This is a genomic window from Actinomadura decatromicini, assembly GCF_008121305.1.
GTDB lineage: Bacteria > Actinomycetota > Actinomycetes > Streptosporangiales > Streptosporangiaceae > Spirillospora > Spirillospora syzygii.
This window is the reverse complement of sequence record NZ_VSRQ01000007.1, coordinates 155,034-167,789: the sequence shown is the minus strand read 5'-3', so window position 1 is coordinate 167,789 and position 12,756 is coordinate 155,034. Positions and strand designations below refer to the sequence as shown.

Genomic DNA, 12,756 nt, shown 5'->3' with positions numbered 1-12,756 from the left:
CGTTCCAGCCACCCACCTGCGATTCATAGGGACAAAGCCGACAAACTACGCAAACCAGACAGAATTCGGCTTCTGTCTGGTTAGCTCGAACGAGCACAAACCCCTGTGACCAGGGGCTTTCCGTAGGGGATACTCGGGAAGGTGAATGATCTTGCCCAACCGCCGCGCTTGATCAGCCCGACAACGGACGTGCGTGAATCGTTCCTGGCCGGGGAGTGGGCGAGCTGTCTCGAGGACGGTGCGTCGACCGGCTGGCTCGAACCGGCCCAGGACGACTTCGCCGCGTTCGTCGCCGAGCGCCGCGGCGTCCGGGAACGATGGGGCGTGCCGTGTACGACGTTCTGGTACGTGTCCGGTGAGCAGTACATCGGGACGTTGATCGTCCGGCATGCGCTGACGCCCGAGCTGGCCGAGGCCGGTGGGCACATCGGTTATCACGTCGTCCCGGCGTGGCGGCGCCGCGGGCACGCCACGCGGATGCTCGCCGCCGGCCTGGCCGAATCCCGGCGGCTCGGCCTGGAGCGCGTGCTGCTCACGTGCGCCGCCGACAACGAGCCGTCCCGCCGCGTGATCGTGGCGAACGGCGGCGTCCCGGCGGGCCGTGTCCGCGGCGAGGATCGGTTCTGGATCGCGTTGGATTCCGCCTAGTTCGCCCCGCTTCAGCTGATCTCCATCGTTGGTCGATAATGAACATTATGTTAAGTAGCGGCTCAGGCGGGGCCGGGAAGGGGCGACCACCGGCTGATCTTGTCGGTGCTCCCGGCGCGTCGCTACAGTGCGGGGCGTCCCGCGAACCCGGCGAAGGCGGTGGCGGCGTTGACCCCTGCGATCCCTGAGCGTTTCGTCCGGGCGTTGGACTGTTTCGAGGCGGTGCTGGACGCCGTGCCCGCTGACCGCTGGTTTTCGCCGTCGCCGTGTGAGGGCTGGTCCGCGATCGATGTGGCCGGGCATGTCACCGCCGGGTTGATCGTGGTGGAGTTGCGCGCCGCCGGTCGTCCGCTCCCCCAGGACGATCCGGACTGGCGCGAGGTGGCGGGCGGCGATCCGGTGGCGAGTTGGCGGGCGACGCGGGCGCGGATGGCGGCGGCGTTGACTCCGGAGGCGCTGGCGCGGCGGATTCTGCTGGGGTTCGGGCAGCGGGTGGCGTTGAGCGAGTGGTTGGACGGTTATCCGCAGGAGCTGCTCGTCCACTCGTGGGATCTGGCGGAGGCGACCGGGCAGCGGGTGGTGTTCGACCCGGACTTGGCGCGGCACGCGCTGGAGAAGGCGCGGTCGTTGGCTTCGCGTGGGCGTGAGGCGGGGTTCGTGGGTCCGGAGCGGGGCGTCCCGGACGGCGCGGACGATCAGGCGCGTCTGCTCGCGTTGTACGGCCGTACTCCCCTGTCCGGCTGACCCGCGCCTCGGGCCGCGGCCTGCCCGGCGGTCGCGCGAAAAGGCCTGGCGCGTCGGCGCGGCGGCGAAGGCGGCCCTCTCCGCAGCCACTCCCCTCCCCCGGCCCGTCGGTGCCGGGGCTTTTCATGTCCTTCTTCTGGTGGTCGTTCTTTTGGGTGGTGGCGTGGCGTCGTCGTGTACTGCGGGAGATGTAGTGGCCGCGGGGACGTAATGCGGAAGGTGTAGGGAGGTTGACTGCTCGGGCCCGATTCGCGGGAGTGGTGTGAGGGCCGAGGATCGTGGGGGGCGTTTCGGGCGATCCTTTGGAGTGTGTGCTGGTGGGCGGGGACGGGCTGGGGTTGGCGCGCGTGCAGTTCGCGCTGACGGCGGGGACGCATTTCTTGTTCGTGGCGTTGACGCTGGGATTGGCGACGCTGGTGGCGTTGATGCAGACGCGTGCGGTGGTGTCGGGCGGCGCGGTGCATGAGCGGATGGTGCGTTTCTGGGGCCAGTTGTATGTGGTGAATTATGCGGTGGGCATTGTCACCGGTCTGGTGATGGAGTTCCAGTTCGGTTTGAACTGGTCGGGGATGTCGCGGGTGACGGGGAGCGTTTTCGGGGCGCCGTTGGCGTTGGAGACGATCGTGGCGTTCTTCGTGGAGTCGACGTTTTTGGGTTTGTGGATTTTCGGGTGGGATCGGCTGAACCGGTGGGTGCATCTGGGGTTGATCTGGGTGGTGACGCTGACGGCTTATCTGTCGGCGTATTTCGTGTTGGTGGCGAATGGGTGGCTGCAGCGTCCGGTGGGTTTCGAGATGGTGGACGGTGTGGCGCGGTTGACGGACGCGGGGGCGTTGCTGGCGAATCCGACCGCGGTGGTGGCGTTCTTCCATGTGTTGTTCGGGGGTTTGCTGACGGCGGGGTTCTTCGTCGCGGGCGTGAGTGGCTATCACTTGTTGCGGCGGACAGCGGAGGTGGAGTTCTTCCGGCGGTCGATGCGGGTCGGTTTGGTGACGGTGATCGTGTCGGTGATGCCGGTGGTGATTTTCGGGGGGATGCAGTTCGAGTACGTCCAGCCGACGAAGAGCGGTGGGGGTGACGCGGCCGCGGCGGTGGCGGATTTCACCGCGCGGTTCGGGCCGGACGATTACACGCCGCCGGGTCTGGCGGGTGTGGGCGAGGGCCTGATGATGGGCATGTGGTCGCTGATGATCTTGGTTGCGGCGGTCGCGTTGGTGAAGGTGTGGTTCGGCGGGTGGCTGGTGCGCGGCCGGGTTTTCCACATTTTGATGATCGCTTCCGTGCCGTTGCCGTATGTGGCGATGCTGTCGGGGTGGGTGTTCCGGGAGGTGGGGCGGCAGCCGTGGACGGTGTACGGGGTGTTGAAGACGCGGGACGCGTTGTCGCCGGGAGTGGGGTCGGGTGCGTTGGCGGCGTCGTTCGTGGTGTTCACGGTGCTGTTCGCGGGGTTGTTCGTGGTGAACGGGTGGCTGCTGGGGCGGTTCGCGCGGCGGGGTCCGGGTGGTGCGGGGTTGGGTGGGTCTCCCCCGGCGGATCCGGCGGACCCGGTGGAGCCGCCGGTGTTGTCTCCGACGTTCTGACGGTCTGGGCGTTCCGAGGCGGATGACGGGAGTTTGGGTGATGGAGTCTCTTGCTGTGGTGCTGCTGGCGGTGTTCTCGGCCGGGTACCTGGTGCTGGCGGGGGCGGATGTCGGGGTGGGGATGCTGCTGCCGTGGCTGGGCCGCGACGAGCGCGAGCGGCGGTTGGTGATCGCGTCGTTCGCGCCGTTCTTCCTGGGTAACGAGGTGTGGCTGGTGGCGGCGGCGGGGTTGGTGGCGGGGGCGTTCCCGGGGTTGGAGCACGAGCTGCTGGCTGAGTTGTATCCGCTGGTCGTGGTGTTGCTCGTCGGTTGGGTCGTGCGCGACATGGGGCTGTGGCTGCGGGGCCGGGTGGACGCGGCGGCGTGGCGGGCGGTGTGGGACGGCGCGGTGGTGGCGGGGAGTTGGGCGCTGGCGTTGGCGTGGGGGTCGGTGCTGGGTTCGGTGTTGGGCGGCGGTGGGCTGAACGCGGGGAGCGTGCTGGGTCTGCCGTTGGCGTTGGTGTTCGCGTGGCATGGGGCGGGGTTCGCGCGGTGGCGGCTGCCGGTGGGTCTGGCGGGGCGTGCGGTGCGGGTCGGTGGGGTGCCGTCGCGGTACGGGGTGTCGGCGGTGGTGCTGGCGGTGGCTCCCGTGGTGGCGGGTGTGCGGTTGCCGTGGTCGGGGTCGGCGGCGGACGGTGCGGGGTTGACGATGACGGCGGTGGTGACGGTGGTGGTGCTGCCGTTGCTTGTGGGGGCGCAGGCGTTGGTGTGGTGGACCTTCCGGGGGCGGGTGGAGTCGCCCTCGTACCTGTAGGCGGTGTGGTGAAGGCGGTGTGGTGAAGGCGGTGTGGTGAAGGCGGTGTGGTGAAGGCGGTGTGGTGAAGGCGGTGTGGTGAAGGCGGTGGAGCGGCGTCTGCTGCGGCTGGTCCCTCGGCGGGTCGTGGTGGGGCTGGGTGTGCTGGCGGCGGGGCAGGGTGTCCTGCTGGTGGTGCAGGCGGAGTTGCTGGTGCGTGCGGTGGCGGGGTTGGACGCGGGTCCGTTGCCGTGGCTGGCGGGTGTGGTGGCGGGCCGTGCGGTGTTGGCGTGGGTTGTGGCGCTGGTGGCCGGGCATGCGGCGGCGAGGGTGAAGCGTGGTCTGCGGGAGGCGCTGCTCCGGCGTCCGGGTGCGGAGGCGGGCGCGGGTGGGGTCGCCGGGTCGCGGGTGACGTTGCTGACGCGCGGCCTGGACTGCGTGGACCCGTTCTTCACCGGTTATGTGCCGCAGTTGCTGGCGGCGTGTGTGGTGCCGGTGGTGGTGTTGGCGCGGCTGGCGTGGGCGGACTGGGCGTCGGCTCTGGTGGTGGCGGTGACTGTGCCGCTGGTTCCGGTGTTCGGTGCGTTGGTGGGGTTGCGGACGGCGGCGGTGACGGGTCGGCAGTGGGGGCTGCTGGAGCGGTTGGGCGGGCATTTCCGGGACGTGCTGGCGGGTCTGTCGACGTTGCGTGCGTTCGGGCGGGTGGCGCATCAGTCGTGGGTGGTGCGGGAGTTGGCGGACGGTCACCGGCGGGCGAGTGTGCGGGCGTTGCGGATGGCGTTCCTGTCGTCGCTGGTGGTGGAGCTGGTGTGCGCGTTGTCGGTGGCCTTGGTGGCGGTGCCGGTGGGGCTGCGGCTGCTGGACGGGTCGTTGGCGCTGTCGGTGGGTTTGCTGGTGCTGGTGTTGACGCCGGAGGTGTTTCTGCCGCTGCGGGCGTTGGGCCAGCGGTTCCATGCGAGTGCGGAGGGTGTGGCGGCGGCGGGTGAGGCGTTCGCGGCGCTGGACGCGCCGGTGCCAGTGGTGCACGGCGGACGGGTCGTTACTGAAGACGGTGCACCGTGGTTGGAGCTGCGGGGTGTGACCGTCCGGTATCCGGGGTCGCGGGAGTTGGCCCTGGACGGGGTGTCGTTGCGGGTGGATGCGGGTGAGCGGGTGGCGGTGACGGGTCCGTCGGGGGCGGGCAAGTCGACGCTGCTGCTGGTGCTGGCGGGCCTGGTGGTGCCGGAGTCGGGGCGGGTGCTGGTGGACGGCGTCGACCTGGCGGATCTGGATCTCGCGGCGTGGCGGGCGCGGTTGGGGTGGGTGCCGCAGCGTCCGTATTTGTTCGCGGGGTCGGTGGCGGACAACATCCGGCTGGGTGATCCGGGCGCCGATGACGGGCGGGTGGTGGAGGCTGCGCGGGCGGCGGCAGCGGCGGAGTTCGTGGAGGCGTTGCCGGACGGGTATGCGACGGTGCTCGGCGAGGGTGGCGCCGGGTTGTCGGCGGGTCAGCGGCAGCGGCTGGCGGTGGCGCGGGCGTGGCTGTCGGGTGGCCCGGTGGTGTTGTGGGACGAGCCGACGGCGCGGCTGGATCTGCGGAGTGAGCGGGTGCTGGTGGACGCGGCGGGGAGGTTGCTGGCGGGTCGGACGGCGGTGCTGGTGGCGCATCGTCCGGCGCTGGTGGCGGTGGCCGACCGGGTGGTGCGCCTGGACGGCGGCCGAGTGGTCGCGGCAGGCGAGGCGGCCCGGAAGGGCGCGACGGGGGCGGAGGTGGCGGCGTGACCGCGGCGAAGCGCAGCTCGCCTCACCGCCTCTCCCAGGTGTGGGGCGGGCCGACTGTGGTGGGGCGGGGATCGCGGTGTCGTGCTCCCGGGGCCCTGGGCGGCGGGTGTCGGAGGGGTGGGGCGGCGTGACGGGGGTGTGGAGTGTGGTGCGGCCGCGGGTGGTGCGGCTGGTCGTGGCGGGGGTCGCGGGGGCGGCGGCGGAGTTGTGCGGGCTGGGGCTGGTCGCGGCGGCGGCGTGGTTGATCGCGCGGGCGGCGCAGCGGCCGGAGTTGGCGGCGTTGTCGTTGGCGATCGTGGCGGTGCGGGGGTTCGCGCTGGCGAAGGGGACGCTGCGGTACGCGGAGCGGCTGGCGGGGCATGACGCGGCGTTGCGGGTGATGGCGGAGTTGCGGGGACGGGTGTTCGACGCGCTGGCGGCGGGTCCGGCGGGTCCGGCGGGGCGGCGGCGGGTGCGGGACGGTGACGCGCTGACGCGGATGGTGTCGGACGTGGACGCGGTCCAGGATCTGCTGCTGCGGTGCGTGCTTCCGGGGGTGGCGGCGGTGGTGTGCGGGGCCGCGGGCGTGGTGGTGTGCGGTCTGGTCGCGGCGTCGGGCGCGGGGGTGCTGGCGGTGGGGCTCGTGGTCGCGGGGGTGGTCGTGCCGTGGGCGGCGGCGGTGGCCGGGGGTCGGGCGGCCGCGCGGGCCGCGGCGGGGCGGGAGGCGCTGGCGGTGCGGTCGCTGGACGTCCTGGAGGGGGCCGCTGATCTGGCGGTGTTCGGTGCGGCGGAGCGGTTCGCGGCGCGGGCCGGGGACGCGGCGGCGCGGCTGGAGGCCGCGGAGCGGTCGGCGGCGCGGGTGTCGGCGTGGGCGGCCGCGGCCGGGTTCGCGGTGCAGGGTGTGACGGTGGCGGCGGTGACGTGGGCGGGGCTGCGTGCCGGGGTGGACGAGGTGGGCGCGGCGGTGCTGGCGTTGACGTCGCTGGTGGCGGTGGAGTCGGTGCTGCCGTTGGCGGAGGCGGCGCGGCGGCTGCGGGAGGTGGTTCCGGCGGTGCGCCGCGTGGGCGCGGTGCTGGCCGCTCCCCCGGAGGCCGTCCCGGCGAGGCCGGTGCGGGTTCCGGCGGGTCCGCTGGGCGTGGAGCTGCGAGGGGTGCGGGTCGCCTTCGGCGGTGCGGTCGCGTTGGACGGCGTGGACCTGCGGGTGGAGCCGGGCCGCCGGGTCGCGGTGGTCGGGGCGAGCGGCGCGGGGAAGAGCACCCTGTTGGCGGCGGTGTCCGGGGACGTACCGGTGGTGGCGGGGACGGTGGAGCTCGGCGGGTGCCCGCTGGCGCGGTGCGCGCCCGACGATGTGCGGGCGGCGGTGCGGGGGCTGGCGCAGGACGCGCACGTGTTCGCGGGGACGGTGCGGGCGAATCTGCTGCTGGCCCGTCCCGGCGCGGACATGGCTCGGTTGCGGGCGGCGGCGGAGCGGGCCCGGTTCCTGGAAGTGGTGGAGGCGATGCCGGACGGGTGGGACACGGTCGTCGGCGCGGGCGGTCGGGGCCTGTCGGGCGGGCAGCGGCAGCGGTTGCTGCTGGCGCGGGCGCTGCTGGCCGACCCGCCGGTCCTGGTGCTGGACGAGCCGACCGAGGCGCTGGATCCGGCGGCGGCGGACGCGCTGACCCGTGACCTGCTGTCGGGGCCGCGCGGTGGGACGGTGCTGCTGGTCACGCACCGGCTGGCCGCCCTGGACGCCGCCGACGAGGTCGTGGTCCTGGACCGCGGCGGCGTCGTCCAACGCGGGCGACACGAGGATCTCCTCGCGCTACCGGGCGCCTACCGCGACTTGTGGGACGCCGAACTCCTCACCACCACCGCTTAGATCATCCGGCCGCCCCGTTGACCAGGCTGGACCACGGGTCAGTCAGGCGCTCGACCAAGCGGAACCGCTGGGTGAGTCCTGCGCGGACGCGCTGCGTCGGGCGGATGTCGCGGGGCGGCTCGCGAGGTTCGGCGCGTGGGTGCACCTGTCCTTCCTCATGTTCAGTCGCGTGCCCGCCGCCCGGTCGACGTGCGGGCGCCCCGCCCCGGAGGTGCAGGGGGCGGGGCGCGGCCGCGGGGGGTGGGTCAGGCGTCGGGGAGGAGGGGGCCTAGGGGGCCCAGGTCGAGGTTGAGGTCGTGGTCGTCCAGGTCGAAGTGGTCCTTGAGGCGGGTCATGGCCTCTTCCAGGCGCATCAGCGCCAGGCCCAGCGCCTCGATCTGGTCGTCGGACAGGTCGCCGCCCTCGGCGCGGCGCAGCGCCTGCCGTTCCATCAACTGCCGGATCAGCTCGACCAGGGTGAGGACGAGTTTCACCAGGTCCCGTTCGACGTTCTCGGGGTCGGACCGCAGCCGCTGCATCGTCCGCGCGGAGCGTTCCCGCAGTTCCGCCTCCATGGGCGGTCTCCGGCCGGGGGGCGCCGTCACGGCCGCTCCTCCCCGACGTCGGGCAGGAGTTCGTCGCGGACGGTGGTGATCAGCGCGCGCAGCGACACCTGCACCAGGTCGACGCCCGCGATGGAGATGACCAGGTCACCGGCGATGACCACGCCGCCGGCGAGCAGCCGGTCGAGCAGGTCGACCAGCGCGATCCGCTCCATCGGCGCGTCGGTGGCGTGGTCCAGGACGGTGGTCACGTGTCCTCCCCGATGAAGGAGTACGGCGGCCAGGGGCCGGTCACCTCCACCTCGACGCCCGCCAGCCGCTCCCCCGCCGCCCGCGCCGCCGCGAGGAAGTCGTCGACCCGGTCGTCGTCCAGCAGGTAGGCGGCGTTGAGGACCTGGGTGCCGGTGCGTCCGGACAGGCGGGGGTCCTGCGGGGCGTGCCGCCGCGCCGCGACCGCGAGGTCCGCGAGGTCGGCGTGGACGGTCCCGGCGTGCTCGGCGGCTCGGCGTCCGGCGTCCTCGCGGCGCCGCCGCTCCCGCTGCCGCCGCAGCAGGTACGCCGTCCCGGTCCCCGCCGCCGGTTCCGAGCCCGACCGGGACGCTTCGGAGCCGGACTGGGCGGAGGAGGGTGGGCCGGTGGGGGGCTCGGCGCTGGGCGCGAGCCCTCCACCGGAGTGCGTGTCGGGGGCGTCCAGGGCGGCCGGGTCCGCCCATGCTTTGACGCCCCATTCGGTGCGGCCGGTGAGGCGGTCCAGGACCGAGCGGAACCGTTCGGCCTGCGCCGCCAGGACCTCGGCGACCCGGTCGTCGTCCTGGTAGATCGTCGCGATCCGGACCGGGGCGGTCGGCGCGGCGTGCGCGGCGCGGTCCACGATGTCGTGGTGGGCGCGGGCGGTGGCCTCCAGCCATGCCAGGTCCTCCAGGTTGGCGCGCAGGGCCGCCTCCCCGTACTCGTCCAGCCGGACGGTGCTGACCAGCGCGGTCAGGCCCCCGGCGACCACGCCCCGCACGGGCGCGCCCGCGACGCCGGACGCGCCGCGCAGCTCGGCCGGGTCCAGGCCCCGCGCCACCCCGTACAGGTAGACGGCGGTGTCCGCGCGGTCCGTCGGGTCGGCGGTGTTCGCCACGGAGGGCGCTCCGGTGGACGGTGCTCCGCTCATGATCGCTGCTCCTTCTCCCGTGCCCGCGGCTCCGACCGCGGCGCCTGCTCCTCTCGTGCCGGCTCGTCGCGCGCCTGCCCGTCCGGATCGCGTTCATCCGGGGCCTGCCCGTCGCGCGCCTGCTGCGGCTCGGCGTGCGCCGGTTCCAGGCGGGGCCGCCCGTCGGGCGGGGAGGCGGCGGCGGACTCCAGGGCGGCGAGGCGCTCGCGCAGCCGCCGGTTCTCCTCCGCCAGCTCCGCCGCCTCCGTCCCGCCCACGCCGTTCGCGCCGTTCTCGTCGCGGCGGGCCTTGGACGACAGCGACGGGTCGTGCTCCCACCAGTCGATGCCCATCTCCTTGGCCTTGTCCACCGACGCCACCAGCAGCCGCAGTTTGATCGTCAGCAGCTCGATGTCGAGCAGGTTCACCCTGATGTCCCCGACGATGACGATGCCCTTGTCGAGGATGCGCTCCAGCAGGTCGGCCAGGTTCGCCGGCTGGCCGCCCGCCCGCGTGTCCATTGCCGTGGAGCGGGCCGTGGACGGCGTGCCGGTCCAGGGGATGTCGCTCATCCGGTGCTCAGCTCCTCTCCACTCGTCCGCGGGGGTAGCGGCGGGCGCGGCGGTAGCCGACCAGCTCCCCGTCCGCGTCCACCTCTGTGTCGTAGATCGCGAGGATGTCGGCCGAGTCGGGGATCCGGCGGATCTCCACGACCTCCACCGCGATCCGCCAGCCGCCCTCCCCGCGCCGCTCGACCCCGACCACGCACTCGGCGGCGCGGCCGGTCATCCCGGTGACGTGCTCGACCGCGCGGGACGCGGCCTCGGTCGCGGAAAGCATCGGACCTCCCTATACGCCCGGGTAGGCGCGGCGGGCGCGGCCCTCGTTCAGCCGGCGGATCAGGTCCTCCTCGCGGGCGGCGGCCTCCTCGTCGTCGATCCGCCCGGCGGCGACGTCGTCGGCGACCTGCTCCATCTCCGCGGCGATCCGGCCCGGGTCGTACAGCCGCGCCTCGGCCTGCTCGGTGAGCGTCTCGGCGAGCCACATCACGCCGCGGACGGGCGCGAGCGGCAGCGTCACCAGGCCGGTGAACAGTCCCATCGCGGTCAGGCCTCCGGGACGAAGTCGTAGGGCGGCAGCGGCCCGATCGCCCGGATCCGGATGCGGGTGGAGTGCGCGCGGTCGAGTTCCTCGACGGCCTTGTCGAACTCGGCGCGGCGGTCGGCGCGGACCAGGAACGAGGCGTCCAGGACGTCCTCCTCCCGGACCGGGGTCTTCGGCACGACGGCCTCGGCGGCGGGCGCGGCGCTCTCCAGCAGGGCCTGGCCGTCGACGTCGCGGCGCCGCTGCATGGACTGGGCGATCAGCTCGCCGAGGCGGATCCGGTCGTAGTAGACGGCGTCGGCGGCGTCGGCCGGGACCTCCCGCAGCCGCCGCGACAGCTCGGCGATCTCCGGCTCGGACTCCATGATCTCCCGCAGCACCGTCTCCTGGACGTAGGAAGCCTTGAGGCGCAGCTCCACCCGTCCTTCGAGGCTGTTGAGGATCTCGGTGAACCGGTCGGCGTTGGCGGCCAGCAGTTCCTTCTCCACGGCGTCGCGGTCGGCGAGCGCCGCACCGAACCGGAACGGCAGGACCACGGTCCCGGCCTCGACCAGCGCGTTCAGGACCCGCTGGTGCGCGACCAGGTCGGCGCGCTCGCCGAGCGGGCGGCCGGTCGGCAGGTCGCTGACCAGCGCGGCGCAGCCGCCGCCCTCGACCGCCGACACCGGCCGGTCGTCGACGCCGGGCACGCCGTCCGGCAGGGCCACGCCCGCCCGCGTCACCCCGTACACGTACTGCGGAGCCGCGCCCCCGCCGGCGGGGGCGGGCGAAGTGGGGGTGGTCATTCGTCGTCCTCCTCCTTCTTGCGAGACGAGCGGCGCCGCGCGGGCGTGCGCTCGCCGGAGTCGGACTCGGAGTCGGAGTCACCGTCGCCGGAGAAGGTCTCCTTGATGCGCTCCCCCGCGCCCTCCAGCATGCCGCGGGTCTTCTGCTTGGCGCCCGACTCCTGCATCCCGCCGACGAACTCCGGCAGTCCCTGCGAGGTGCCGTCGTGGGCGATGTCGAGCCGGTTCACCGCCTCGGCGAACCGCAGGTAGGTGTCGACGCCCGCCACGACGATCCGTACGTCCACCGTCAAGATCTCGATGCCTACCAGCGAGACCCGGGCGTAGATGTCGATGACCAGACCCTTCTCAAGGATCAGGTCGACGACGTCGGCGAGGCTGCTGCTCGAACCGCCGCCGCGCTGGACTTGCGCTCCGCCCTGGGTCTGCTGGGCGATCGGCCCAGTCATGTCATCTCTCCTCAGGTTGGCTTCGTTCGGTGTGCCGTCCGGCACGCCCCCCGATGTACCCCCACCGATCTCCCTAAACGGGAGACCTCGATCCGGTCACGTCCCGGTCAAGCCCGGCGGGTGGAAGAAGCCGCAGGTCAGGGGCCTGGACGGTTGGAACCGTCCCGCCGGGTATGGCGTTGGTCATGCCTGTGAACGAGCACACCCGCCCGCCGCCGCGCCGGACGGCCGGCTGGCGGGCGGTGCGGTGGGCCGCCGAGCCGGTGGGATGGTGGGCCGTTCTGCTGGCCGGATACCTGGCGATGGTGTCGGCGGTGTCGCCGCTGGAGATCGCCGTCGGAGCGGGCGCCGCGGCGGCCGGGGCGGGGGCGGCCGTCGCCGGGCGCCGCGCCCTGTTCGACTCCTCCGCCCGCCTGGACGGCGACGTCCACCACAGCGCCCGGATGGTGGCGGGCGGGGCGGCGGCGGGAGTGCTGCTGCCGTGGCGGATCGTCGCCGACACCGCGCGCATCGCCATGCGCGGCGCGTCCGGCGGGGACTGGACGCGGCTGTCCGTCGCGCCCGAACCCGCCGCCCGCGGCGCCGCGACGCTGCTGATGTCGGCGTCGCCCGCGACGTTCGCCGGGGCCGTCGACCCGGGACGCGGACTGCTGCGCGTGCACCGCCTCACCCCCGGCGTGTCCGCGTTCGAACGGCGCCTGCGCCGCACGGGCCTCATCGCCGCCCCGGAGACCGCGGACCCCGAAACCACGGGCCGTGGAGCCACCGGTCGGGAAGACTCCGGACCGGGACAGGCGCGGGGCGGGGACGCGGGATGAGCGCCGCCGGGACCGCGCTGCCCGCCCTGGTCATCATGGTCGGGGCGCTGGTCCCCGCGCTGACCGCCATGCTGCGCGGCCGTCCCGCCGGGCGGCTCGCCGGGCTCATCGTCGCCGGGCCGCTGGTCGCCGTCGCGCTGACGCTGCTCGCCGCCGCCTACGGCCGTCCCGCCTACCTCGACGTCGCGCTGGTGCTGGCGCTGCTGTCGTTCGCCGGGTCCCTGGTGTTCGCCCGGTTCCTCAGCCGGACCCTCTGACCCCCTGGGGAGACGCCCATGAGCCTCGGCCTGATCGCCGACCTGCTGACCTGGGCCGGGACCGCCGTGGCCGTCGCCGCCGCGGTCCGCCTGGCCGCCGCCCGCGACGCCACCGGACGGCTGCACGCCGCCGCGCCCGTCACCGTCCTCGCCGCGCCGCTGGTCCTCGCGGGGCTGGCGCTGCGGCCCTGGTCGTCCTGGCACGACGTCGCCAAACTCGCCGTCATCGCGGTGCTGCTGGCCGCGACCGGGCCGCCCACCGTCGTCACCGCCGCGCAGGCCGCCGAACGCGCCGCCGCGTCCGAACCGGAATGAGCC

17 protein-coding genes are annotated in these 12,756 nt (G+C 73.7%); 9 read left to right on the top strand and 8 right to left on the bottom strand.

Annotated elements, in window-relative coordinates:
- The first annotated feature begins 189 nt into the window (after positions 1-189).
- The 6 genes from FXF68_RS30410 to cydC all read left to right on the top strand — a co-directional run bounded on the left by FXF68_RS30410 (position 190) and on the right by cydC (position 7,345).
- Entirely contained in the window at positions 190-648 is a 459-nt protein-coding gene (locus FXF68_RS30410) for a GNAT family N-acetyltransferase (protein WP_222870153.1), read from the top strand.
- Between the two features lie 204 nt (positions 649-852).
- On the top strand, positions 853-1,392 hold the full coding sequence (locus FXF68_RS30405; protein ID WP_187438172.1) for a TIGR03086 family metal-binding protein: 540 nt from the start codon (positions 853-855) through the stop codon (positions 1,390-1,392).
- A 347-nt stretch (positions 1,393-1,739) separates the two neighbouring features.
- A complete protein-coding gene (locus FXF68_RS30400) occupies positions 1,740-2,972 on the top strand; it encodes a cytochrome ubiquinol oxidase subunit I (protein ID WP_246179032.1) in 1,233 nt (410 codons plus the stop codon).
- A 40-nt stretch (positions 2,973-3,012) separates the two neighbouring features.
- Positions 3,013-3,765 (top strand): cytochrome d ubiquinol oxidase subunit II, encoded by a 753-nt coding sequence (locus FXF68_RS30395; RefSeq protein ID WP_148765237.1) that lies wholly within the window; start codon positions 3,013-3,015, stop codon positions 3,763-3,765.
- 78 nt (positions 3,766-3,843) lie between these two features.
- Entirely contained in the window at positions 3,844-5,505 is a 1,662-nt protein-coding gene (cydD, locus tag FXF68_RS30390) for a thiol reductant ABC exporter subunit CydD (RefSeq protein ID WP_222870152.1), read from the top strand.
- A 127-nt stretch (positions 5,506-5,632) separates the two neighbouring features.
- Positions 5,633-7,345 (top strand): thiol reductant ABC exporter subunit CydC, encoded by a 1,713-nt coding sequence (gene cydC, locus FXF68_RS30385; RefSeq protein ID WP_246179031.1) that lies wholly within the window; start codon positions 5,633-5,635, stop codon positions 7,343-7,345.
- Positions 7,346-7,590: 245 nt separating this feature from the next.
- Here the strand turns inward: cydC and FXF68_RS30380 are convergent, their stop codons facing one another.
- Genes FXF68_RS30380 through gvpJ form a run of 8 tightly spaced genes read right to left on the bottom strand, consistent with a single transcriptional unit; the run spans position 7,591 to position 11,363 of the window.
- Positions 7,591-7,899, bottom strand: coding sequence for a gas vesicle protein K (locus FXF68_RS30380; RefSeq protein ID WP_148766107.1), 309 nt, complete (start codon positions 7,897-7,899; stop codon positions 7,591-7,593).
- Positions 7,900-7,925: 26 nt separating this feature from the next.
- On the bottom strand, positions 7,926-8,138 hold the full coding sequence (locus tag FXF68_RS30375; RefSeq protein ID WP_246179030.1) for a gas vesicle protein: 213 nt from the start codon (positions 8,136-8,138) through the stop codon (positions 7,926-7,928).
- Positions 8,135-9,046, bottom strand: a complete 912-nt coding sequence (locus FXF68_RS30370) for a GvpL/GvpF family gas vesicle protein (protein WP_148765233.1) — start codon at positions 9,044-9,046, stop codon at positions 8,135-8,137. The genes FXF68_RS30375 and FXF68_RS30370 overlap by 4 nt, the downstream gene beginning before the upstream one ends.
- On the bottom strand, positions 9,043-9,597 hold the full coding sequence (locus FXF68_RS30365) for a gas vesicle protein (protein WP_148765231.1): 555 nt from the start codon (positions 9,595-9,597) through the stop codon (positions 9,043-9,045). Before FXF68_RS30365 ends, FXF68_RS30370 begins: the two co-directional genes overlap by 4 nt.
- Positions 9,598-9,604: 7 nt before the next feature.
- On the bottom strand, positions 9,605-9,865 hold the full coding sequence (gene gvpO, locus FXF68_RS30360; protein WP_148765229.1) for a gas vesicle protein GvpO: 261 nt from the start codon (positions 9,863-9,865) through the stop codon (positions 9,605-9,607).
- Between the two features lie 9 nt (positions 9,866-9,874).
- Entirely contained in the window at positions 9,875-10,126 is a 252-nt protein-coding gene (locus tag FXF68_RS30355; protein WP_148765227.1) for a gas vesicle protein GvpG, read from the bottom strand.
- A 5-nt stretch (positions 10,127-10,131) separates the two neighbouring features.
- On the bottom strand, positions 10,132-10,914 hold the full coding sequence (locus FXF68_RS30350; RefSeq protein WP_148765226.1) for a GvpL/GvpF family gas vesicle protein: 783 nt from the start codon (positions 10,912-10,914) through the stop codon (positions 10,132-10,134).
- A complete protein-coding gene (gene gvpJ, locus FXF68_RS30345; RefSeq protein ID WP_148765224.1) occupies positions 10,911-11,363 on the bottom strand; it encodes a gas vesicle protein GvpJ in 453 nt (150 codons plus the stop codon). The genes FXF68_RS30350 and gvpJ overlap by 4 nt, the downstream gene beginning before the upstream one ends.
- A gap of 185 nt (positions 11,364-11,548) precedes the next feature.
- On the opposite strand from gvpJ, the gene FXF68_RS42635 reads away from it, so the two are divergent.
- From FXF68_RS42635 to FXF68_RS30330, 3 genes are read left to right on the top strand one after another with little or no spacing between them, the layout of a single operon-like run.
- The gene (locus FXF68_RS42635; RefSeq protein ID WP_187438214.1) at positions 11,549-12,181 is read left to right on the top strand and encodes a hypothetical protein; all 633 of its coding nucleotides are present in this window, start codon (positions 11,549-11,551) and stop codon (positions 12,179-12,181) included.
- Complete coding sequence (locus tag FXF68_RS30335) at positions 12,178-12,438, top strand: monovalent cation/H+ antiporter complex subunit F (RefSeq protein WP_148765222.1); 261 nt, start codon at positions 12,178-12,180, stop codon at positions 12,436-12,438. Before FXF68_RS42635 ends, FXF68_RS30335 begins: the two co-directional genes overlap by 4 nt.
- Positions 12,439-12,456: 18 nt before the next feature.
- Complete coding sequence (locus tag FXF68_RS30330; protein WP_148765220.1) at positions 12,457-12,753, top strand: monovalent cation/H(+) antiporter subunit G; 297 nt, start codon at positions 12,457-12,459, stop codon at positions 12,751-12,753.
- Positions 12,754-12,756: the final 3 nt, after the last annotated feature.